Source organism: Promicromonospora sp. CA-289599, assembly GCF_050936155.1.
Taxonomy (GTDB): Bacteria; Actinomycetota; Actinomycetes; order Actinomycetales; family Cellulomonadaceae; genus Promicromonospora.
Genome location: NZ_JBNJNI010000001.1, coordinates 2,692,551 through 2,713,545, shown reverse-complemented (window position 1 = coordinate 2,713,545; position 20,995 = coordinate 2,692,551). Strand labels below are relative to the sequence as shown.

General features: G+C 70.4%; 18 protein-coding genes. 8 read left to right on the top strand and 10 right to left on the bottom strand.

Translation table 11 applies throughout. From position 1 onward, the window contains the following. Positions 1 to 15: 15 nt before the first annotated feature. Positions 16 to 972, top strand: a complete 957-nt coding sequence (locus ACQEVI_RS12095) for a winged helix-turn-helix domain-containing protein (RefSeq protein ID WP_432898758.1) — start codon at positions 16 to 18, stop codon at positions 970 to 972. Positions 973 to 1,004: 32 nt separating this feature from the next. Here the strand turns inward: ACQEVI_RS12095 and ACQEVI_RS12090 are convergent, their stop codons facing one another. Continuing rightward, positions 1,005 to 2,348 carry an MATE family efflux transporter gene (locus ACQEVI_RS12090; protein ID WP_432898755.1) on the bottom strand — a complete coding sequence of 448 codons (1,344 nt, stop codon included), beginning with the start codon at positions 2,346 to 2,348 and terminating at the stop codon, positions 1,005 to 1,007. A gap of 374 nt (positions 2,349 to 2,722) precedes the next feature. Here ACQEVI_RS12090 and dnaB point away from each other — a divergent pair, with 374 nt between their 5' ends. Next, on the top strand, positions 2,723 to 4,510 hold the full coding sequence (gene dnaB / locus ACQEVI_RS12085; RefSeq protein ID WP_432898753.1) for a replicative DNA helicase: 1,788 nt from the start codon (positions 2,723 to 2,725) through the stop codon (positions 4,508 to 4,510). Between the two features lie 40 nt (positions 4,511 to 4,550). Here the strand turns inward: dnaB and ACQEVI_RS12080 are convergent, their stop codons facing one another. Beyond that, entirely contained in the window at positions 4,551 to 5,846 is a 1,296-nt protein-coding gene (locus tag ACQEVI_RS12080) for a cation:proton antiporter (RefSeq protein ID WP_432898750.1), read from the bottom strand. A gap of 159 nt (positions 5,847 to 6,005) precedes the next feature. Between ACQEVI_RS12080 and ACQEVI_RS12075 the strand changes: the two genes are divergently transcribed. Continuing rightward, the gene (locus ACQEVI_RS12075) at positions 6,006 to 7,175 is read left to right on the top strand and encodes an AI-2E family transporter (RefSeq protein ID WP_432898748.1); all 1,170 of its coding nucleotides are present in this window, start codon (positions 6,006 to 6,008) and stop codon (positions 7,173 to 7,175) included. 12 nt (positions 7,176 to 7,187) lie between these two features. Here the strand turns inward: ACQEVI_RS12075 and ACQEVI_RS12070 are convergent, their stop codons facing one another. Continuing rightward, positions 7,188 to 7,664 (bottom strand): GNAT family N-acetyltransferase, encoded by a 477-nt coding sequence (locus ACQEVI_RS12070; RefSeq protein ID WP_432898745.1) that lies wholly within the window; start codon positions 7,662 to 7,664, stop codon positions 7,188 to 7,190. After that, positions 7,661 to 8,341 carry a Type 1 glutamine amidotransferase-like domain-containing protein gene (locus ACQEVI_RS12065; RefSeq protein ID WP_432898742.1) on the bottom strand — a complete coding sequence of 227 codons (681 nt, stop codon included), beginning with the start codon at positions 8,339 to 8,341 and terminating at the stop codon, positions 7,661 to 7,663. The genes ACQEVI_RS12070 and ACQEVI_RS12065 overlap by 4 nt, the downstream gene beginning before the upstream one ends. A gap of 216 nt (positions 8,342 to 8,557) precedes the next feature. Between ACQEVI_RS12065 and ACQEVI_RS12060 the strand changes: the two genes are divergently transcribed. Both ACQEVI_RS12060 and ACQEVI_RS12055 read left to right on the top strand, forming a co-directional pair. Beyond that, positions 8,558 to 9,754, top strand: a complete 1,197-nt coding sequence (locus ACQEVI_RS12060; RefSeq protein WP_432898739.1) for a cellulose binding domain-containing protein — start codon at positions 8,558 to 8,560, stop codon at positions 9,752 to 9,754. A 143-nt stretch (positions 9,755 to 9,897) separates the two neighbouring features. Then, positions 9,898 to 10,782 carry a fructosamine kinase family protein gene (locus ACQEVI_RS12055; RefSeq protein ID WP_432898736.1) on the top strand — a complete coding sequence of 295 codons (885 nt, stop codon included), beginning with the start codon at positions 9,898 to 9,900 and terminating at the stop codon, positions 10,780 to 10,782. 48 nt (positions 10,783 to 10,830) lie between these two features. Here ACQEVI_RS12055 and ACQEVI_RS12050 read toward each other — a convergent pair whose 3' ends face one another. The 6 genes from ACQEVI_RS12050 to ACQEVI_RS12025 form a co-directional block, all read right to left on the bottom strand. Then, on the bottom strand, positions 10,831 to 11,637 hold the full coding sequence (locus ACQEVI_RS12050; protein ID WP_432898733.1) for a DUF1206 domain-containing protein: 807 nt from the start codon (positions 11,635 to 11,637) through the stop codon (positions 10,831 to 10,833). A gap of 103 nt (positions 11,638 to 11,740) precedes the next feature. Beyond that, a complete protein-coding gene (locus ACQEVI_RS12045; RefSeq protein ID WP_432898731.1) occupies positions 11,741 to 12,361 on the bottom strand; it encodes a hypothetical protein in 621 nt (206 codons plus the stop codon). A 185-nt stretch (positions 12,362 to 12,546) separates the two neighbouring features. Further along, positions 12,547 to 13,401, bottom strand: a complete 855-nt coding sequence (locus ACQEVI_RS12040; RefSeq protein WP_432898728.1) for an alpha/beta fold hydrolase — start codon at positions 13,399 to 13,401, stop codon at positions 12,547 to 12,549. A 73-nt stretch (positions 13,402 to 13,474) separates the two neighbouring features. Next, a complete protein-coding gene (locus ACQEVI_RS12035) occupies positions 13,475 to 14,083 on the bottom strand; it encodes a DinB family protein (RefSeq protein WP_432898726.1) in 609 nt (202 codons plus the stop codon). A gap of 79 nt (positions 14,084 to 14,162) precedes the next feature. After that, positions 14,163 to 15,278: a mannonate dehydratase gene (locus ACQEVI_RS12030; RefSeq protein WP_432905906.1), complete on the bottom strand. Its 1,116-nt coding sequence runs from the start codon at positions 15,276 to 15,278 to the stop codon at positions 14,163 to 14,165. Between the two features lie 87 nt (positions 15,279 to 15,365). After that, positions 15,366 to 18,347: a glycoside hydrolase family 2 TIM barrel-domain containing protein gene (locus ACQEVI_RS12025; RefSeq protein ID WP_432898723.1), complete on the bottom strand. Its 2,982-nt coding sequence runs from the start codon at positions 18,345 to 18,347 to the stop codon at positions 15,366 to 15,368. A 105-nt stretch (positions 18,348 to 18,452) separates the two neighbouring features. On the opposite strand from ACQEVI_RS12025, the gene ACQEVI_RS12020 reads away from it, so the two are divergent. The 3 genes from ACQEVI_RS12020 (at position 18,453) to ACQEVI_RS12010 (ending at position 20,974) form a co-directional block, all read left to right on the top strand. Beyond that, positions 18,453 to 18,956, top strand: coding sequence for a nitroreductase family deazaflavin-dependent oxidoreductase (locus ACQEVI_RS12020; protein ID WP_432898720.1), 504 nt, complete (start codon positions 18,453 to 18,455; stop codon positions 18,954 to 18,956). Between the two features lie 148 nt (positions 18,957 to 19,104). After that, the gene (locus ACQEVI_RS12015; RefSeq protein ID WP_432898717.1) at positions 19,105 to 20,403 is read left to right on the top strand and encodes an AAA family ATPase; all 1,299 of its coding nucleotides are present in this window, start codon (positions 19,105 to 19,107) and stop codon (positions 20,401 to 20,403) included. Positions 20,404 to 20,461: 58 nt separating this feature from the next. Then, positions 20,462 to 20,974 carry an RloB family protein gene (locus ACQEVI_RS12010; protein WP_432898714.1) on the top strand — a complete coding sequence of 171 codons (513 nt, stop codon included), beginning with the start codon at positions 20,462 to 20,464 and terminating at the stop codon, positions 20,972 to 20,974. Positions 20,975 to 20,995: the final 21 nt, after the last annotated feature.

The following is a 20,995-nucleotide window of genomic DNA, read 5'->3' as shown; positions in this document are numbered from 1 at the left end:
CGGAGGGTGACGCACATGACGCTCGACCTCGCACCAGGTTCCGCCCCCGGCCTCGTCGTCTGCGTTGGCCTGCCATCGGACCAGATCATCGAGATCGCCCATCTGCTCCGTGGCCGGGCGACGGTGCTCGCCACGCCTGACGCTGAGGGCGCCCGCGCCGTCCTCGGCAACCAGGAGGCCCGGCGCTCCGCCGATGCCGTCCCGCGCGTCCTCGGCGCGCAGCCCGAGCGGTACGACAATCCCGGCCCGACGGAGGACCAGACCCACGGCCGGCGCCTCCCCGAGCACCCCACCGACCGGCTCCCCGAGAGCGACAACCTCACCGAGGCCCCACTGCTCGTCGGGGCCGAGCGCAGGTCGACAGCGCTGTCCTCGGCCTCACCCGCGCCGTTGCCCGGCATGGCCGACGCCGGAGCCGCCGGACGCCGCGGGCGGTTCCGGCCGGCGTCGGGCAGCGTGCTGGCACAGCCGGTGGTCCGCGCCGCCGTCCCGGCACCACTCCGGCCGGAGCCGGGGTACGCGGCAGCCACTTCGGCGTCCCGTGCCACCGGGCGTGCCACCGGCTCGGTCCTGGAGCCTGGCCTGGGCGGCGGTTCCGGTGCCGTGCGGGACCGGGGCGGCAGTGCTCCCGCCGTCAGCGGATCGATCCCGATGACCGCCCCGCCGGCGCTGGAGCCACTGGTGGCCGGGCCGCTGCACGTGGACCTGGCCGGCCGGGAGGTCATCGCGCTGGGCCGGCGCGTGTACCTGTCGGCGCGGGAGTTCGACCTGCTCGCGACCCTGGCCCTGGAGGCGGGCCGGGTCTGGTCGTTCGCCGAGCTCACGGCGCGCGTGTGGCAGCTGCCGTACCTCGGCGACTCCGACCCGGTGACGTCGGCGGTGAAGCGGCTGCGCAAGCGGCTGGCGCCGGTCCGCGACGTGGAGGTCGCCTCGGTGCGCGGCGTGGGCTACCGGCTCAGGGTGCGGGTCTGAGGCGCGGGTCAGGGACAGGTCGGGGCGCACGGTCAGGCCCCGGTCACCAGCCAGCGGTCGCCCCGCGCCCGCCATCCGGTGGTGACGGCGCGCGCGGCCATGAACACACCGGCGAACGCGAGCCAGAGCCAGGCGAGACCCCGTGCGCCGTCGGGCCCCCAGGCGGAGACCGCGAGCGCGAACGGAACGTAGACCACCAGCGTCGCCATGCCGGCCCAGGCGAGGTAGCGGCCGTCGCCCGCACCGATGAGGACGCCGTCCAGCACGAAAACCCAGCCCGCCATCGGCATGAGCACACCGCAGACGGCTATGCCGAGAGCTGTCGCGACGCGGACGTCGGGATCGGGCGAGAACAGCGGCGCGATCCACCAGCCGGTTGCCGCCAGGAGCAGGCCGATCAGTGCCCCGGCGCCGACGCCCCACTGCAGGCAGCGGCGCAGCACCAGGCGCACGTGTCCGACGTCGCCGGCGCCGAGCCCGTGGCCGACCAACGCCTGCGCCGCGATGGCGAGCGCATCGAGCGCGAACGCGGCAAGTCCCCACAGGGAGCTCACGACCTGGTGCCCGGCCAGCGCGACAGCGCCGAGATCGGTCGCCACGACCACGGTGAGCAGGATCGCGGCACGCAGGCTGAGGGTACGGATCACCAGCGGTACGCCGGCCCGGGCTCCCGAGAGGATGCCTGCCCGGTGCGGACGCAGGCTCGACCCGCGAGCCCGTGCTCCCCGCACCACTATTACCGCGAGCACCACCGCCATGAGGATCTGGGTGATGGCCGTCCCCAGGCCTGAACCGGCGATGCCCATGCCCGCGCCGTAGACGAGCGCGAAGTTCAGGCCCACGTTGAGCAGCGCGCCGGAAGCCGCGACGACCAACGGGGTGCGCGTGTCGCGCAGGCCGCGGAGGACGCCGGTCGCGGCCTGGACCACGAGCATCCCGGCGAGGCCGGGCGCCGACCAGCGCAGATAGGTCACGGCATGCTGCGCGACGTCGCCGTGCGCGCCCAGGGCGGTCACCGTCAGCGGGGCGGCGAGCAGCAGGACGGCAACCAGGACGGCGCCGATCCCGAGCGCGAGCCACATCCCGTCGATGCCGGACTGCAGCGCCTCCCGCTCCTTGCCGGCACCGGTGAGCCGGGCGACCGACGCGGTGGTCGTGTACGCGAGGAAGATGCACAGCCCCACGAGCGTCAGGAGCACGTTGCTCGCGAGCGAGAGGCCGGCGAGCTGGGCCGTGCCGAGATGCCCCACCACCGCGCTGTCCACAAGCACGAAGACGGGTTCGGCGACGAGCGCCCCGAGGGCAGGTACCGCAAGGGCGAGGATCTCCCGGTCGATGGACCGCCGAAAACCCGGAGTGTGGCGCGGCTCGCCCAACTTTCTTTCCTCCACAGGCTGGGGGTTACGTCGATGCAGGTCAGAGGGGATGGTGATGTTTTACACAGGGGTTATCCACAGCTGGGGACAGGGTTGTCCACCCACTGTGCACAGCCCTGGGCCACCTTTCCACATGGATGTGCACAGGCTCGTCCACAGGTCTCATTGCGTTCGGGTCCGCAGGGGCTTAGCGTCAGCGGGACCCAGTAGCCGGACCAGCCGGGGAGAGGCTGTCACACACGACACAAAGGCGTGTCGGCCCCGAAGTCCCGGGGCGTGTGGGTGGCGAGGAGTAGAACAGATGTAGGACGTCGGTCGAGCGTACGCGCAGCGTGCGCCAAGATGTCATGAGACGTGGAAAGCAGGAGGTGCGGATGTCGGTCGAAGAGCTGGAGTCGAGCTATTCGGGACGGCCGGGCCTCGATCGCACCCCGCCGCAGGACGTCGCCGCGGAGATGAGCGTGCTGGGCGGCATGCTGCTGTCCAAGGACGCGATCGCCGACGTGATCGAGCAGATCCGCGGCAACGACTTCTACCGGCCGGCGCACGAGGCGATCTACGACGCGATCATCGACCTCTACGGCCGCGGCGAGCCGGCCGACGCCATCACCGTGCTCGCCGAGCTCCAGCGTCGCGGCGAACACGCGCGCGTCGGCGGAGCCCCGTACCTGCACGACCTCATGGCCGGCGTGCCGACGGCGGCGAACGCGGGCTACTACGCGCGGATCGTCCGTGAGCGCGCGATCATGCGCCGCCTCGTCGAGGCCGGCACACGCATCGTGCAGATGGGTTACGCCACTGACGGCGGCGAGGTCGACGACGTCGTCAACAACGCGCAGGCCGAGGTCTACGCGGTGACCGAGCGCCGGGCGTCGGAGGACTACCTGCCGCTGGCCGACATCATCGGGCCGACCTTCGACGAGATCGACGCCGCCCAGGGCCGCGGTGAGGGACTCACCGGCGTGCCGACCGGGTACTCGGACTTCGACCGCCTGACGAACGGCCTGCACGGCGGCCAGATGATCGTCGTGGCGGCCCGACCTGCTGTCGGGAAGGCACTGGCACTCGACACACCGCTTCCGACGCCGTCGGGCTGGACGACCATGGGCGAGGTCGCCGTCGGCGACCTGCTCCTGGCTGCCGACGGCACTCCCACCAGGGTGGTCGCGGCCACCGAGGTCATGCGGGGCCGTCCTTGCTATGAGGTGGAGTTCGACGACGGCACGGTGATCGTCGCGGACGCTCAGCACCAGTGGGCGGTCGGCGCGGCAGGAGACGCCCAGATCCTGACGACCGAAGAGATGGCCGGAAAGCTTGGTGGTGGCACTGAGCTGGCCATCGGCCCAGGACATGAGGGTGCGCCACGTGTCTTCGGAGTCGCCTCTGTTCGGCTGATCGAATCGGTGCCCGTGCGCTGTGTCGAGGTGGAGAACCCATCGCACCTGTACCTAGCGAGCCGGTCGATGGTCCCGACCCACAACTCTGTGCTGGGAATCAACGTCGCTTCTCATGCGGCCATTCACCACAACCAGGCCTCCGTCATCTTCTCCCTGGAGATGAGCCGCAACGAGATCGTCATGCGTATGCTCGCGGCCGAGGCCCGGGTCCCGCTGACCAAGATGCGTAGCGGCAACATGGACGACGGCGACTGGCAGAAGCTCGCCGCCACCATGGGCAAGGTGTCGGACGCCCCGCTGTTCATCGACGACTCGCCGAACATGTCGCTGATGGAGATCCGCGCGAAGTGCCGACGGCTCAAGCAGAAGCACGACCTCAAGCTCGTCGTCATCGACTACCTCCAGCTGATGTCGTCCGGCAAGCGCGTCGAGTCGCGTCAGCAAGAAGTCTCCGAGTTCTCGCGTTCGCTCAAGCTGCTCGCGAAGGAGCTCGAGGTGCCCGTCATCGCCATCTCGCAGCTGAACCGTGGCGCTGAGCAGCGCAGCGACAAGAAGCCGCAGATGTCTGACTTGCGTGAATCTGGGTCAATTGAGCAGGATGCCGACGTTGTGATTCTTTTGCACCGTGAGGACGCCTACGAGAAGGAGTCACCGCGCGCAGGCGAGGCGGACTTCATCATCGCCAAGCACCGAAACGGCCCGACCGACGTGATCACCGTTGCGTTCCAGGGGCACTACCAGCGGTTCGTCGACATGCAGGTGTGACGCGTCTCTGGGCTGAGGTCGTCGCTCCGGTTGGTGCTGCTCAGACCGGCGTCTCCGCGATCGTGGTCTCGTCCTTTTGAGGCGCGGCTCGCGATCGACGTCGGTCGAGTGCGGCCATGATGGGCGTCGCGCCGATGCCGTGGATGACGATCGAGCTGACGACCACCAGGCCGGCGATCCCCCAGAGCCGGCCCTCGCCGGGAAAAGTCGCGTGTCCGAGGGCGTATGCCACGTAGTACAGCGTGCCGATGCCGCGCACCCCGAAGAACGCGATGACCGCGCGGTCCCTCGAACCGGTCCTCCCCGGCGTGAGCGAGAGCCAGCCCGCGAGCGGCCGGATCACGAGCAGGAACACGAGAGCCAGCCCGACGTCGAACCACCCCAGGTCGTCGAACAGTCCTCGCGCCACGGCACCGCCGAGCAGCACGACGACGGCGACGGTCAGCAGGCGCTCGATCTGCTCGACGAACTTGTGCAGCACCGAGTGATAGCTGTGCTCGCGCTCGACCGTCCGCACCGTGCATGCGCACACGAAGACCGCGACGAACCCGTACCCCTCGGCGAGCTCGGCGGCCCCGTAGGCGAGGGACGTCGCCGCGAGCGCCACGAACCCTTCGGCCTTCTCGGTCAGGCCCAGTCGATCACCGACCTTCGAGAAGAAGATGCGCCCGAGCAGCCAGCCGACGGCGATCCCGATGAGCACGCCCACGCCCAGCCGCCACGCGACGTCGACCAGAAGCCACTCCGCGGCCCAGCCACTCGGGTGGACGCCCGCGACGCTCACCGCGATGGCGAGGTATGTGAACGGGAACGCCAGCCCGTCGTTCAGACCGGCTTCGGAGGTCAGGGCGAACCGGACCTCGTCGTCCTCTGCCTCTGCCTCCGTGACGGGCTCGCTCACCTGGACCTCGGTGGCAAGCACGGGATCGGTCGGTGCGAGCGCGGCCGCCAGGAGTAGCGCGCTCGCGGCCCCCAGACCGAGAGCCGCCCATCCGAGCAGCCCGACGGCGAGCATGGACAGCGGCATCGCGATGGCGAGCAGTCGCCATGTCGTCGACCACGAGCGCCATCCGAGCGGCCGGTTGAGCGCGAGGCCCGCCCCCATGAGCGAGACGATCACACAGATCTCGGTGAGGTGCAGGGCGATGGTCCCGTGCTCGAGCGGATCAGGGTCCGGCAGAGTCGGCAGAAGCAGGAAACCTACGAAACCGGCAAGGAGAAACACCATCGGCATCGAGATCGGTGCCCGGCCAAGGACCCGCGGGAGCAGAGCGGCTGCGAGCGTGGCGAGGCCGAGCGCGACGAAAAGGCCCCCGGAGCTCTCGAGCTCGATCATCTGTCGGAGCGTAGTGCGGGGCCCGCCACCCGCACGTCGGTGCCGTAAGACGCCAGGTCGGATGGCCGAGAGCAGGCGGGTCGCCGCGCGACTCGGACCCGATCGCAATACGGTCGGCACGTCCGGCGTCCGCCGGATCCTGCACAAGGAGGACAGGCGATGGGACTCTTCGGCCGCCGTACACCGCGCCCCGCCCGCCCGAGCGTCGAGGCCCAGCCGCCCGCCGGGCGCGTGAAGCCCGCCGAGAGCGGCGCGTCCCGGCTCTGGTCCGACGGCTTCGGTCGCGTCGGCACACGGTCGCTGCAGGTCCTCGCGGTCCTGGCGGTCATCGCCGTCTTCGGGTACGTGGGCACACGCCTGACCCTCGTCGTCATCCCCGTCCTCATCGCGCTCGTGCTGGCGGCGGCGATCTACCCGTTGGTCTCGCTGCTGCGCCGCCGCGGTCTGCCCTCGCTGCTCGCAACCTGGATCGCGCTGCTGGCCCTGGTCGCGCTGCTGACGGCGATCGTGTGGCTCGTCGTGCGAGCCGTCGTGGACCAGTGGGACGAGCTTCAGACCCAGGCGCTCGACGGCTTCGACTCCCTGCAGACCTACATCCAGGACCTGCCGTTCCAGATCACCGACGAGCAGATCGCCTCGGTGCGCGAGTCCGCCGTGAACCTGCTGCAGTCGGACACCTTCGGCTCCGGTGCCCTCGCGGGTGTCTCCCAGACGGCCGACTTCGTCGCCGGCTTCTTCATCATGATCGTGGTCCTGTTCTTCTTCCTGAAGGACGGCCCGGCCATGTGGGAGTTCGTGCTGCGGCCGTTCGAGGGCCACCGGTACGAGCGCGGGCAGCGCGTCGGCTCCGCCACCATCCGCACGCTCGGCGGCTACGTGCGCGGGACGGCGATCGTGGCGTTCGTCGACGCGGTCGGTATCGGGATCGGCCTCGCCATCGTGGGCGTCCCGCTCGTCATCCCGCTGTCCGTGCTCGTCTTCCTGCTCGCCTTCATCCCGCTGGTCGGCGCGACGGTGGCCGGCATCCTCGCGGCCCTGGTCACCCTCGTCGCGGTCGGGCCGGTCGAGGCGCTCATCGTCGTAGCGATCGTCGTCGTCGTGAACCAGCTCGAGGGCGACTTCCTCCAGCCGGTCGTCATGGGCCGGGCCCTGCGCCTGCACCCGCTGGTCATCCTGTTCGCGCTGACCGCGGGGACGGTGCTCGTCGGCATCACCGGCGCCATCCTCGCCGTACCGATCGCCGCGTCGATCTGGCGCGCGATCCAGGTGTGGGACGGACCCGACCTGCCTGCACGGTTCGCGCGGCAGAAGCGCTCCGAGACCGTCTGACCCGCGCAGACCTCAGAGCTCACGGATGTAGCAGAGCATGCGGTAGTCCTCGCCGGGCTGGATGTTGGTGAAGCCGTGTCGCTCGTAGAACCGCCGCGTGTCCCCGTCCACCTCGTCGACATTGATGTGGATCTCGCCGCCGTGCCGCGACCGGACGAGGTCGACGGCGGCACTCAGCAGCGCCGTGCCGAGGCCACGATCGCGCAGGTGCGGCTTGACGTAGAGCTCCTCGAGCTGCGCGAGCGGCCCGTCGTAGTAGGGCGTAGGGCGCAGCGTGAGGAAGGCGAAGCCGGTCGGGTCGTCACGGCTGCCGGAGAGCAGGACGACGACGTCGTCGCGGTCGAGCAGGCTCGTGAAGCGGCCGGCGAACTCCTCCGCACCTGGCCCCTCGGTGGAGAACTCCTGGTTGAACTCCCAGAGAAGCCGGCCCACGACCGCGGACTCGGCGGAGGTGGCACGAAGAACTGGCGCCTCGGTCGGATCACTCATCGGGCCATTGTGTCGTCAAGGAGCTTCCAGTGGCCCTCGGACACGACCTCGACGGACCCGTCGACCACCACGAGGGCGGTCTCGTCGTCGATCGCGTACGCCGGTCCGTCGATCCCGGCCGCCCACTTCTCGGCGGCGGCCATCGTGTTGTACGGCAGCATCGGGTGGTCGACGTGCGGAAAGATCGAGAAGTCGACGATCCCGAGCGTGCTGTCGTCGCCCGAGGGCGGGGTCCACTCGACGAACCACTCCCCGATGCGCGGGGTCATCACCATGCTGCCTGCGCTCATCCCCACGTAGACCGTCTCGGTCAGCGAGGGCAGGAGGTCCGCGAATCCGGACTCCCGCATCCAGTGGTTCAGGTAGAGGGCGTCGCCGCCCGCCACCAGGAGGACGTCTGCCTCCCGGACCTTGGGGACCCAGAGCTTCTCGTCGATCGAGGGCAGCGCGGTCAGCTCGAGCACGCCCACCGACTTCCAGCCGAGCCCGGTCATGTTGTCGGACTCGCCGGTGATGAAGTCCCTGGCGTTGAGCCCCGGACCGACGGCCGGGTGCCCGTACAGCGCGGTGGGGATGCAGAGGGCGTCGCAGTCGGCGACCGGCCGGCCCAGGAGGCCGAGCAGCGCGCCGTGGATGCCGGCGTTCCTGACGCCTGCGGAGGTGAGCAGCAGTCGCATGATTCTCCGGTTCGGGGGAGGAAGAGCTCGACGACCGGTAGACGGCGGGGAGCTGCGGGAATCATCGCTGCCGTGCCCCGAGTCTGGCGCTTGAACCGTTTAACCTCCTTCAGACCGTTCGACCTTTAACGATAAATTCGCCGCACCGTGGGGCTTCGCCCTGCGGACTCCGTCCTCGGCAGCGCCGCTGGGGACCCTGGTGAAGGGAGCGACACCATGCGACACCCCACTCAGTCCCGAGGCTGGCGGGCCCTGCTGGCGGCCTCGGCTGTCCTGCTCGCCCTCGGCGGGCTCAACGCACCCGCCTCCGCACTCCCCGAAGAAGCCGCTCCGGCGGCGGCCACCGCCGGATGCGGCCAGCCCGCGGGTCTGGGCACCGGCAACCACACCATCACGAGCGGCGGGCAGTCCCGAACGTTCCGCCTCGACGTACCCGCCGGGTACGACCCGAGCCGGTCGTACCGCCTGGTCGTGGGACTGCACTGGTGGCACGGCACGTCACAGGACGTGGTGAACCAGGGCTTCTACGGTCTGAAGCCGCTCGCCGGCAACAGCACTATCTTCGTAGCCCCGCAGGGCATCGACAACGCCTGGCCCAACACCAACGGCCGGGACGTCACGTTCGTGGACGACGTGCTGCGCACCCTCGACTCCGCGTTCTGCATCGACACGGGCCAGCGGTTCGCGACCGGCTTCAGCTACGGCGGCGGGATGAGCAACGCCCTGGCCTGCGCGCGAGCCGACGTGTTCCGCGCGGTCGCGGTCCTCAACGGCGCCCAGCTGTCCGGATGCGCCGGCGGCACCCAGCCCGTCGCCTACCTCGGCTCCCACGGCGTCACGGACAGCGTCCTGAACATCTCGCAGGGCCGTACGCTGCGCGACCGCTTCCTGCGGAACAACGGATGCCAGGCACAGCAGGCACCGGAGCCCGCCGCGGGCAGCGGCACGCACACCAGGACCAGCTACACGTGCCGCGACGGCTACCCGGTCGTGTGGATCGCGAACGACAGCGACCACCAGTGGGACGCCCGGGACCGCGGGCAGTCGCAGTCGCACGTACCGGGTGAGATCTGGCGGTTCTTCACGTCCCTGACGTCGACGACGCCGACGCCGACACCCACCGGCTCCTGCACGGCGACGTACCGCACCGTGAACTCCTGGCCCGGCGGCTTCCAGAGCGAGGTGACCGTCCGCGCCGGAGACGCGCCGACGACGTCGTGGAGCGTCAGCTGGCGCTCGTCCGGTGAGCGGGTGGACCAGGTGTGGAACGGGATGGCGACGTCGCAGGGCGACCAGGTCGTCGTCCGGAACGCGGCCGAGAACGGTCGCCTCGCGGCCGGTGGCACCACGACCTTCGGCCTGCTCGGCAGCGGCACACCACCGACACCCGCCCTGGCGTGCACCAGCTCCTGAGGGGGTGAGCCGGCGACCGCCGGCCGGCCGTCGACCCGCCGTCGAGCGGGTCGGCGGCCGTCACCTTCTCTCACCGGGCACGCCACGTGCTTGAATGCCGACGCTTCGCCACTCACGGCGGAGCCGTCGAGAGGAGCACACCCGTGGTGGATCCGACGTTGCTGCTGCTCGATCGGCTCCACGCGGCCGGGTTCACCGACGTCGTCACGGTCGAGCCGGCGACCGGCGGCCTCGCGGCGACGGCGGGGTTCGCGAGCCGAGTGGACGGCACGTCCCTGTTCGTCAAGGCGTTCGCCGAACCGCCGTCGGACGACGCGTTCGCGGTGGAGGCCGAGGGGCTGCACGCGCTGCGCACCCTCGGGGGTGTCATGACGCCCGAGGTGCTCCTGGCAAGCCGCGACCTGCTCGTGCTCTCGGTGCTGCGCCCCAGGCCGAGCTCAGAAGCCTTCTGGGAGCAGCTCGCGCACACACTCGCGCGCCTGCACTCGAGCACCGCTCACGACCGGTTCGGCTGGCATCGCGACAACTGGCTGGGGCGCCGTCGGCAGGTCAACACCTGGACGGACGACGGTCTCGAGTTCTTCGCCCGGCACCGGCTGCTGCGCTGGCTCGACGAGCCCCGCGTCCAGGCGGCGCTCGACGCCGCGGACCGGTCGGCGCTGGAGCGGCTGTGCGCCCGGCTGCCCGAGCTGCTCCCGGCCAAGACCGCGTGCCTTACACACGGTGACCTGTGGGCGCAGAACGTCCTGGCCGCAGCCGACGGGCAGCCGGCCCTGATCGACCTGGCGGTCTCGTACATGTGGGCCGAGGTCGATCTGGCTCACCTGTGGACGACGGCACCGCCGCCCGAAGCGCACGTCTTCTTCGACCTGTACGCGGAGCTGACCTCGCTCGACCCCGGCTGGCAGGAGCGCATGCCGATCCTCCAGCTGCGCCAGCACCTGGCGGTCATCGCGCAGTTCGACGACGACTGGGGCGCCGCCGATCAGGTGCGCACCACGCTCGCCCCGTTCCGGCGGCAGACCTGACCGAGCAGCACACCGGGCCACGCCCGTCGGGCTGCTGGTCTGTGCCGCTCAGAGGCGCGCGAACCGGGCTCGCGCGAAGGAGTAGAGGCCGAACGCGGCGATCCCCAGCCCGATCACGAGGAGCAGCGCGGTACCGAACGGTTGGTCGCGCACCGTGTGCAGCGCCTCGTCGAGCCCACCGGCCTGGGACGGGTCCGCCGTGACCGCGGCGGCCACGATCAGTCCGCCGACGACGCCGAGCGCGATCCCCTTGGCGACGTAGCCCACCTGCCCGAGTCGCACCACCACAGGGCCGACGGCGCCACCGCCGGTTCCGGCGAGGTCACGCAGGAACTTCTTCCGTACGCCCTTGACCACGTGATAGACGCCGACACCGATGATCACCAGGCCCGCGAGGCCCACCAGCCAGGGGCCGCCCGGCATGGTCAGGACACGGGCCGTCATGCTCTCCTCGCTGCTGCCCGATCCGCCGGAGCCCTGGGCGTACTGGGCGCCGGTGGCCGCGAGCACCCCGTAGAGCACACCCTTGGCCAGGCTCTTGAGCCGCGCACCAGCCTGGTTCTCCGCGTTCGGCACACCGAGAGCGGCGGTGGCGAGCTGCCACACCGCGAGCGCGGCGAACCCCACGGCCACCGCCCAGAGGAGCAGCTCACCGCCGGGTGCCTGCGCGATGGCGCTGAAGGCGCCGGACTGGTCCGCCTGACCTGAGGACTGGCCCAGCGCGAGCTGGACCGCCAGCCAGGCGACCAGGATGTGCAGGACGCCGGAGGCGACGTAGCCGCCGCGGGCGAGCATGCGTACGGCACCGCTGTTCTGGGCACGCCGTGCGGCCTTGGCGGGAGACTTCTTGGACACGCGCACACCTCCGTCGGGCCGCGCGGATCGCGACACGGTCCACGCTCGCGCATTTCACCGCAATTCGCACCTTGCGCTTCCGGGGGGCCCGCCGCGCGGCGAATCAGCCCGCCTGGTCGGCAGCCGCCTGGTCGTAGTCGATCGCGCTCCCGCACGCCGCCACGGTCTCGCCGTCGGCGATCAGCCGCACGTCCATCCACACCTGTGTCCCCAGGTCGCCCAGATCGCCGTCCGCCCCCTGGAGCTCGACGTCCACGACGTGGATGTCTCCGTCCGGCGCGACGTTCCTGGTGTGCAGGTACGAACCGTCCGACGAAGGGTCGTCGCCGACGCCGCCCGTCCCGATGTCCCAGGACCGGGAGACCACTGGCTCACCGTTCGCCGAGGACGGTCGGGCGTCGATCTCGACGCGGTAGCCGGCGTCCCGCACGGACGGGTCGCTCGCCCAGGTGATCGACGCGCCCGGGTGCGCGGTCCTGGTCGCCCTGACGGTCCACATCCGGCGTTCCCGCTTCTCCCACACCGATCCGCCGAGCAGGATCTCCCCGGTTGTCAGCAAAGGTCCCGGGCCGTCCAGCTCGCACGGGACGACCCCCTCAGTGGTCGATGAGCCGCCGCCGTTGATGGGCAGGCAGTAGCCGAGTCCCAGGACGACGACGACCAGGGCCGCCGAGTACACGGCGATCCCCTGCGTGCGCGGGAGGTCGGGAACTGCCTGCACCACGACCGTGCGGACGATGCTGTCGGCGAAGGTCTGCCGCTTCTAGTGCGACAGCGCCGGCCAGCGGGATCCGTGTCGGGTACGAGTCCTACCCCGGACGTGCCGGCCTCGTCGGGCCGGGTCAGTTCGCTGCTGGACATGGACGAATCATGGCAGCGCGGACGGCATCGGCCCAGGAGAGAGCCCGGCTAGCTGTACTGACCCGGCAGGCTCGCCAGCACCTCCGCCGCCGGGCGCGGCCGGACCAGCCACAGCAGGTGGCTGGACTCGAGGGTGTGCACGTCGTACCGGTTGTCGGGGGTGAGCGCGTCTGCCTCGCGGATCATCCGGTCCTGCATCGCGACCGGGATGCTCGTGTCGGCGCTGAGCCGCACGTATGTCCTCGGGATCGTGCCCCAGGTCGCGGCCTGAACCCGGTCTGCCGGCGTACCCGCGTCCAGGTTCTCGTCCGGCTGGAAGGTGTTGAGGAAGGTGAAGAACTCGTCGTCGGTACCGTCGGCGAGGAACGCCTCCTTGAGGCCCGCGAGCACAGCGGGGTCCGCGGTCCGGAAGTTGGCCCGCAGCAGGCCGACGGCGGCGGGGTCGGCCGCCAGCACACCGGCGAGGGCCCCGGCGTCGACGGATGCCATCTCCGGTTCGGCGTAGTACTCGCCCACCCCGAGCTCTACCGGGGCCCACGCGGAGACGTACACGATGCGGTCGATCAGGTCCGGACGGGCGTTGCCGACCGCGGTCAGCGTGGCGCCGCCGCGGCTGTGACCGACCAGGATCACCGGGCCGTGCTCCTTGGCGCGCTCGAGGGCCTCGATGACCCGGGCCGCGTTGTCGGCCAGGGTGACGCCCTTGATGCTGCCCGGCGCGGTCGCCAGGCCCGCGAGGTCCTGCGGCGCCTGGTAGGCGGCCGGAAAGGTCGCCGCGAAGCCGTGCCCGGGCAGGTCGACCGCAGCCGAGCGGTGGCCCAGCAGGGCGAGCTCCGCCTGGAGCGGCGCGAACGAGAACGAGTTGGCGAAGGCGCCGTGGACCAGGACGAACGTGGGAGACATGGGGCCAGATGCTACCGAGCCCGGCGCCCTCCACACCCAGGCGTCGAAGCGACCCCTCGGTTCGCCACGCCGGTCACTGGCCGACGCGGCCGTCGATCCGCTCGCGCAGGATGTCGGCGTGGCCGCAGTGCCGCGCGTACTCGACGATCTGTCCCACGAGCGCATCGCGCAGCTGCAGGTCCGCGCCCTCCGGCCCGAAGTCGGACGCGCCGGCGTTCCACGTGCCGAGGTCGGTGACGCCGTCCAGGTAGCGGTCCGTGGCGTCCATCTCGGCGTGCCAGGTCTGCCAGGCGTCCTCGACGACCGCCGGGTCGGCGACTGCGCCGTTCCACTCCGCGTCGCGGTCCTCCTCGGTGCGGTACAGGTCGGGGGCGTCCTCGCCCGCCATCACCCGGCGCAGGTGCCGCTCGCCGTCGGCGAGGTGCCGCACCAGGCCGAGCAGGGACATGGTGGACGGCGGGGCCGACCGGCGGGCGATCTGCTCGGCGTCGAGCCCCCCGCACTTCATCTCCAGGGTGAGCCGGTAGTAACGGAGGTAGTCGAGCAGCAGCCCGCGCTCGTCGTCGGTCGGGGTCTCGGTCTCACGCGGGTCGTCGTCGGGGTCCGTCCACATGTCGGGGAAGACTGTGGACTGCGTCCAGCGCGCCGTCAGGGCTTCTTCGGCCTGCTCCTGTGGGTCCATACGAACATCGTGGACCCGTGCCGGAGCGGACCGCCACGGAAAATCGGCCCCACGCTGCCTGCCGGGCCCGCGCCGCCGCTCAGGCCTGGTAGCGGAACGCGTCCCATGCGCCGAGCAGGTACTGGATGCCGAGCGCCCGGTCGTAGAGGCCGTACCCGGGACGAGGCTTGTTCGTGGTGTTCTCGTCCCAGAGGTGGCGTCCGTGGTCGGGCCGGATGTAGCCCTGGTAGCCGGCCTCCGCGTACGCCTTCATGATCCCGGTGGTGTCGACGCTCCCCTCGATTGCGCGGTGGGCCACCTCGGTGAAGTCCCCGTTGTCGAAGTGCTTGATGTTGCGCACGTGCGAGAAGTGGATGCGGTCCATGAAGGTCCGCACGGCGTCGACGGCGTCGTGCTCAGGGTTGGCGGAGAAGCTGCCCAGGCACAGCGTCAGGCCGTGGTGCGGGCTCGGGTGCAGGTCGAGCACCCGGGCGATGCGCTCCTTGCTGGAGACCACGCGCGGCCAGCCGAAGACGTCGAACGGCGGGTCATCGGGGTGGACGCCGAGCTTGACGTCGTACTCCTCGCACGTCGGGATGACCGCCTCGAGGAAGTACTGGTAGTTCGCGTACATGTCGTCGTGGGTGACGCCCACGTAGGCCGCGTTGAGCTCATGGAAGCTCGCCAGCCGCTCCGGCTCCCAGCCGGGCAGGGTCAGCCCGTGCGTGTTCGCCTCCATGTCGGCGATGAGGCTCTCCGGCGACATCTTGTCGACCACGGCCTTCTCGTAGTACAGCGCGGTCGAGCCGTCGGGCAGCGGGTGCCACAGGTCGGTGCGCAGCCAGTCGAAGACGGGCATGAAGTTGTAGCAGACGACCTTCACGCCGGCGCGGCCGAGCCGCTCGACGGTCGTGACGTAGTTCGCGATCGCCTCGTCACGACTCATCCCGAGCACGGTCCGGCCGAGCTTGATCGACTCGTGGACGTTGACCGACTCGACCACCTCGGCGTCGAACGTCCGCGTCACGCCCTTGGCGCGGGCCTCGTCCGACAGGCCGGTGATACGGGCGACCTCTGCGTCAATCTCCGCCTGCTCCCAGACCTCACCGGCCTGCTTGTGGTGCAGGCTCCACACGATGGTCTCCACGCCAGGGATCTGACGTACCTGATCCAGGGTCACTGTGTCGTTGCCCTCGCCGTACCAGCGGAAGCCCATCTTCACGGCCGCACTCCTCGTCGTCGCCCTTGTATGTCCGCTCTTGTATACATCATGCCCGCCCCGCGACGCGGGGCGGGCACGTGTTCACAGGGTGGTGAAGCGCAGCCGCATCCGGACGGGCGCCGCGTGGAGCTGAGCGTTCGCCAGGACGCCAGGGCCGCACGCGGCGCTGCCGACGCCGTGCTGTGCCGCGTCGAGGTGCAGCCACAGCCTGCCGTCCGGCACGAGCTCGTGCGGGTGGGCCGCGCGGTCCAGCGCCTCGTCGGACCAGGGGCGCAACGACAGCTCGATCCCGAGCTGCGACCGGGCGCCGACCGTCACGTCCCCGGCGTCGATCCGCAGACCGGTGCCGTCCGTGAAGGACAGGACTGCGCTCGTGACGCCCCGGCGCGCGCCGTTCTCCTGCGGGTGGGTGTACCGGGTCTGCCAGTCGGCGACGGTGTGCTGCCACGAACCACCGAGCGCCGCCTGCTTCGAGTCCGCGTACGACTCGTCCGGCCCGAGGCCCGTCCAGCGGACGCCGGTCTCGGCGGCCGTCGGCTCGTCGAGCGCGAGCAGCACCCCGAGCCGAGCGACGTTCTCGGGCCAGCGGCCCTCCGGCCGGATGTCGACGAGCAGGTCGACCGCGTCGGGCGCGTCGGTGACGGGCTGCCAGCGGTAGCGCGTGGCGAAGCCCGCACGGGTCGCCGGGCCGGCGATCCTGGCGTCGATCTCGAGCGCCCCGTCGGCACTGACGCCGACACCGTTCTTGCGCTCGGCGAGCAGGTGCAGGCCAGCGGAGCGCCACTTCTCCTCGTCGGCCGACCCCTGCCACTTCGCCGGACGGCGGTCGTTGTCGGTCGGCGCGCGCCACGCGTCGACCCGGAAGTCGTGCACCGCTCGGCCGGCGAGCTCACGGAGGTCACCGCGGCCGTCGAACCGGGCGGGACCGGCGCTGAACCCGCCGTCGGACTCCGTGGACACCCGGCCCGCCGGAGCGGTGAGCGACGCCGGCTCGACGAGGAGGAGCTGGCCGGCGCCGAGCTCGAAGCCCGGCTCGAGCCACGCCTCCTCGAGCGCCTCCGCCTTGTGCTGGACGGCGCGCACCGTCCACCAGACCGGGGCCTCGCCCGGCTCCGGGAGCACGAGGTCGGACGGCGGCCGCACCACCGTCTCGGTCCCGGCCTCCAGCACCAGGTCGAGGGTGCCGGTCGCGAGCTGCTCCGCGCCGCGGTGCAGCGTCCAGCCGATCTCCGCGTGGCTCGTGTCCCGGAACGCGTAACGGTTACGCACCAGGAGCGTGCCGTCCGGCTGCGCGTCGATGCGGATCGGCGCGAACACGGCCGCCGTCTCCAGCAGCCCGGGTGACGGCGTGCGGTCGGGCAGGAGCAGGCCGTCGGCGATGAAGGTCCCGTCGTGGAACCGCTCGCCGAAGTCGCCGCCGTACGCCGCGAACTCGACCCCGTCCGCGTCCGTGCGGGTCAGGCCGTGGTCGATCCACTCCCAGATGAACCCGCCGAGCAGGCGCGGGTGCCGGTCGAACGCCGCGTCGTAGTCGGCGAGGCCGCCCGGACCGTTGCCCATCGCGTGCGCGTACTCGCACAGCACGAACGGCATGGCCCGACGACGGGCATCGGCGTCGGCGCGCTCCAGCGGCGGCTCGATTCCCTGCCCGATCAGCTCGACCTCCGCGCTGTCGGCGTACATCCGCGAGTACACGTCGACGTGGTCGCTCGAGTAGTCGCCCTCGTAGTGGATGGGCCGGCTCGGGTCGAGCGCCCGGACGGCGTCGACCATCGCCGGGACGTTGCGCCCGCCGCCCGCCTCGTTGCCCAGCGACCACATGATGATGCTCGTGTGGTGCGCGTCGCGGCGCACGGTCCTCGTGACGCGATCGACCAGCACCTCTGTCCAGGCCGGGTCGTCGGTGGGGTTGCCGGCCCAGCTCTCGCCCAGGAACCCGTGCGTCTCCAGGTCGTTCTCGTCGATCACGTAGAGGCCGTACCGGTCGCACAGGTCGAGGAAGTGCGGGTGGGGCGGGTAGTGGCTCGTGCGGACAGCGTTGATGTGGTGCCGCTTCATGAGCAGCACGTCCTCGAGCATCCGCTCGGGCGTCACGGCACGGCCGCGCAGCGGGTCGAACTCGTGCCGGTTGACGCCGCGCAGCTTGATCGGCCGCCCGTTGACGAGGAACACGCCGTCCTCGATGGAGACGGTACGGAAGCCGACGGCGAGGGTCACCGTCTCGGTGTCCGTAGAGACGACGACGTCGTAGAGCCGCGGCCGCTCGGCGCTCCACGGCTCGACGGCGACCCGCAGCTCCTCGCCGGCCGCGCCCTCGATCCCGAGCTCGGGCACCGCGACCCGTGCCGCGACCGCGCCGGGGGCGGCCACCACTGTCGCGGCATCCACCCGCAGCGTGCCGACGCCGGTCGTGTGGTCGTAGCCGGCGTGCACGCGGACGTCGTCGAGCGCGCCGTCCGGCCGGTGCTCCAGCGTGACGCTGCGGAAGATCCCGGAGAGCCACCACTGGTCCTGGTCCTCGACGTACGACATGGCCGACCACTTCGTGACACGGACCGCGAGCAGGTGCTCGCCTCCCGCGCGCAGCCGGTCGGTCAGGTCCACCTCGGTGGGCAGGCGGGAGCCGTGCGACGTGGCCAGCAGCTCGCCGTCCAGCGCCACCTGGAACCAGGAGTCCACGCCCTCGAAGCGTAGGAGGGTACGGCCGCCCTCCGGCCAGTCGGCGGGCAGCCGGAACGTCGTGCGGTACTCGCCGGTCGGGTTGTCGTCGGGCACGTGCGGCGGGTCGACCGGGAACGGGTAGAGCACGTTGTTGTACTCGGGCACGCCGTAGGGCCACGCGTGCGGGGCCTCGGCGAGCTGCCAGTGCCCAGGCACCGCCAGCCGGTCCCAGTCGTCACCGCGCTCGGCGCGGTCCACCCCCGTCTCGGGATGCGGGAACAGCCGGAACCGCCACTCCCCGTCGAGCGACAGGGTCGCTGAGCTGGACGCGCCGGCCGGCGGGCGGAATCGCGGGGCGACGACACCGTCCGGCATAGCGACGGACTCGTGGGTGGTGGTCATGACTCCTCCAGGCGGAGAGGGTGGAAGCGGGCAAGCACAAGCGCCGGTCGAGACCGTACCTCGCAAAACCGTGCCAACGGGTGCCCGAAGCCAGATGATGGACAGATGGCCAGCCTTCTGCACACCGTCCGATCCGCGGTCGCCCCGCTGACACGCACGCGGGTGTTCCGCGCCGTCGGCCCGGTGCTGCTGCCACCGGCCGAACGGGCACTCACCTGGCTCTCCCGAGGGCGGCTGCAGGTCAGCGCCCTGCTGGTGCCATCGCTCGTGCTGCACACGACGGGTGCACGGTCGGGCGAGCCACGCGACACCTACCTCATGTACACGCCCGACGGGCCCGGCCGGGCGATCGTCGCCGGGTCGGCGTTCGCCCAGGGGCGGCACCCGGCGTGGACGTACAACCTGCTCGCACACCCGGAGGCGAGCATCAGCGTGAGCGGACGGCGGATCCCGGTCCGCGCGACCCTCATCGGGGACGACGAGCGGGACGCCGTCTGGGCGCAGATCGAGCGGCAGTGGCCCGGCTATCGCGGCTACGAACGGGACTCCGGCCGGGTGGTGCGGCTGTTCCGGCTGCGGCGGGTGAGTGCGCCAGTGGAGAAGGTGTGATCACTGCCTTATTCACAAAGATTTGGTTGATCTCCGACTGAATCCGCGAGAAAAGTGCGATAGTGGGTGCATGATCCTTCTGCGCTTCCGGGTCGAGAACCATCGGAGCCTCCGCGACGAGGCGGCACTGTCGCTCGTCCGACCCTCGATGACCACGCTGCACCCCAAGGACGGCGACTGGGTCGGGGCCACGACGCGGGTAGCCGGGATCTACGGGGCAAACGCATCTGGCAAGTCGACCGTCGTGGACGCGCTGAAGTTCTTCCGTGCGATGGTCATGAACTCCGCAACGTCGTGGAGCCTGAACAACGAGCTGCCGCAGCAGCCCTTCTTGCTCGACCCCGAGACCAAGGACTCCGAGTCCGGCTACGCGGTCGACTTTGTTCTCAACGACCTGCGCTACCAGTACGGGTTCGTGATCGACCGGGATGCCGTCCACCAGGAGTGGCTCTTCGACTACCCGAGCACGAAGCATCGCGTTCTGTTCGAGCGGGAAGGACACGAGTTCAAGTTCGGTCGCGCCTTGCTCGGCGCTCCGCGCACGCACGCTTCGGCAACCGGCGAACGAGAGCTCTTCCTCTCGAAGGCGAGGTCGAACGGACACGAGCTGCTTAGCACGCTGTGGTCCGCACTCGTCGACCGTCTCGTCATCGCTGACTTCTCCGAGCGGGACCGGGGTCTACGCCTCGACCAGATCACCGAGGGAATCGCGGACGGGGTCATTGACCTCCACGACGTGATCACGCTCTTGCGAGTCGCCGACATCGGGATAGCTGACGTCGCTGTCGACGAGTCGGAGGTGCCCGACTACTTCACTCTCACGAGCCTGATGCTCGCGCGCCAAAAGGGCAGACTCGGCAAGGACGCAGTGGAGTCCCTCTTCGGCATCGTCCCGAGCCAGCGCATGGGCAATAGCCCTTCGAACACGACGGCACGAAGAGAAGTTGAACTGGTCCAGAGAGCGCTGATCTTTCGTCACCTCGGCCACAACGGCACCTTCCCGCTGCCTCTCGACGCACAGAGCACCGGGACGCTCTCGTGGCTCAGCCTCGCCCTTCCAGCGCTCAAGATCCTGCGCCAGGGCGGCGTCTTGATGGTGGACGAGATCGATGCCAGCCTGCACCCTCAGCTGTCGCAGGTGATTCTCAGGATGTTCAAGGATCCCGACTACAACCGCACCGGTGCCCAGCTCGTCTTCACGACGCACGACACCTTCCTCCTGTCCGCCCAGTCGGACTCGATGCTCACTCCTGAGGAAACGTGGTTCACGGAGAAGGACCGTGACGGCGCGACATCGCTGTTCTCGCTGGCTGACTTCCCGACCCGGGCAGACCAAAACTTCGCGAGGCGCTATCTCGACGGCCGGTACGGCGCGATCCCCCGTACTGCGCGGTCCTTCCTGGCGACGCTCCTTGACGCCGAGCCAAGGGAAACGGCGGATGCGTAAGGGCGGTTCGGTACGCAGGAGCCGGCCAAGTCGTCAAGAGAACAAGAAGCTCCTGATAGTGACCGAAGGCGAGATCACCGAGGTTCAGTACCTGCAGGGGCTCGCCCAGTACCTGCGGACTGCCGGCGTCACTGTGGTCCCCTGCACCGTTCAGAGCGGTGGCGGGGAACCGTCCCGTGTTCTCGCGAAGGCCCGCGACCTCGCCTCGCAGGGTGACTACGAGGCGGTGTGGCTCGTAGTTGACGTCGACGATCACGCGTCGCTGGACGACGTCCTGCGCAAGTGCGCGACGGGCGGCGAAACGGTCGTGGTGTCGAACCCACAGTTCGAGGTGTGGTTGCTGTGGCACTTCGCGAGCACCGGAGCACCACAGACCACCGCCTCGCTCAAGAAGGAGCTTCGGCGCCACGGGCTTGTCGGCAAACACCTTCCCACCTCGTTCCCGTTCGACCGTGTCGATCAAGCCGTCACCATGGCCACGCACAAGGACAGGCCGATGTCCCGGAACTCACGTGGCCCGAATCCGTCGAGCGCGATGCCCCACCTGGTCGATGCACTGCGTCGTTCTTAGGCGCTCGATGGGGTCGGCGTA